The sequence below is a fragment of the Vibrio sp. OPT46 genome (assembly GCF_015163535.1).
Lineage (GTDB): Bacteria > Pseudomonadota > Gammaproteobacteria > Enterobacterales > Vibrionaceae > Vibrio > Vibrio alginolyticus.
The window spans coordinates 80,749-82,084 of the sequence record NZ_JADDYG010000730.1 but is presented as its reverse complement, the minus strand read 5'-3'; the positions used below and the strand labels follow the sequence as shown (position 1 = coordinate 82,084).

Annotated in this window: 2 protein-coding genes; both read left to right on the top strand. The window is 51.3% G+C overall.

Annotation, left to right across the window (positions count from 1 at the left end):
- On the top strand, nucleotides 1–488 hold a 488-nt coding region (locus IQR33_RS26450), incomplete at its 5' end, for an agmatine deiminase family protein (RefSeq protein WP_193844199.1).
- Between the two features lie 54 nt (nucleotides 489–542).
- Nucleotides 543–1,336: aldehyde dehydrogenase family protein (locus tag IQR33_RS34475; RefSeq protein ID WP_228014159.1), on the top strand; the 794-nt coding region annotated here is incomplete at its 3' end.

Sequence of the window (1,336 nt, the reverse complement as noted above, 5' to 3'; positions counted from 1 at the left end):
TCATTTGGTTGCCAAATGGTTTATTCAATGACGAAACAGACGGCCATGTTGACAACCTGATGCACGTTATCGCTCCGGGTAAGGTGGTACTGAGTTGGACCGATGACCCAAGTGATCCGCAATACGCGTTATCTCGTCAAGCGGAACAAGTACTGAAATCTCAGCACGATGCGAAAGGGCGCAATATTGAAATTGTCCGTTTGCCATTACCGGGTCCGTTGCATTACAGCGAGCGCGAAGCCAATGGCATTGACGCCAGTTCGGGAATGAGTCGACAAGCTGGCGAACGCCTAAGTGCCTCTTATGCGAACTTTCTTATCGTCAACGAGCATGTGTTCTTGCCGATGCTGGACGAAGAGACCGACGCTATGGCGATCGATATTTTGCAAAACGCGATGCCGGAATACCAAATCATCGCGATACCGTCGAGAGAGGTTCTACTCGGCGGAGGGAACATTCACTGTATTACGCAGCAGATCCCTGCTTAAACATAAACTCGCCGCTGGCTTAGCGGCGATGATGAGTTGTCAAAAGGAATGACCATGCAACAGATACAAAACCAAAGCCTTGTTTCGTTTATGGTAGCGAATCCACAACAGGGCATTGCAGTGACTAATCCGGCGACCGGAGAACTCCTCGGGTACGCACCAGTTTCAACCGAAAACGACATTTCAAATGGCATTGAACGTGCCAGTGTGGCGCAGAAAGAGTGGGCGGCACTGCCAGCAAAAATGCGTGCTGGCATGCTCAATCGTTGGTTCCAACTCCTGTTAGAAAACAAAGCCGACCTTGGCCGTTTGATGACGTTAGAGCAAGGTAAGCCGCTAGCGGAAGCTCAAGGTGAAGTGCTTTACGGCGCGAGCTTTATCGAATGGTTTGCTGAAGAAGCGAAGCGTACCTACGGTGAGACGATTCCTGCGCCAAGTGCGGACAAGCGTTTGGTGACCATCAAACAGCCAATTGGTGTCGCCTGTGCGATTACACCTTGGAACTTCCCAATTGCGATGATCACGCGCAAAGCAGGGCCAGCTTTAGCAGCAGGCTGTAGCTTTGTGGTAAAACCATCTGAATCTACGCCGCTGTCTGCGTTTGCGGTTGCAGAGCTTGCCTATCAAGCGGGTATCCCACGCGATGTGCTGCAAGTGGTATTGGGGGAAAACTCCCGTCAGGTCGGTGCTATCTTCACTTCACACCCGTTGATTCGTAAGTTGTCTTTCACTGGCTCTACTCAAGTCGGTAGCGTGCTGATGCAGCAAAGCGCGGCTGACATCAAACGTACCTCAATGGAGCTCGGTGGCAACGCGCCGTTTATCGTATTCGATGATGCCGACATTGA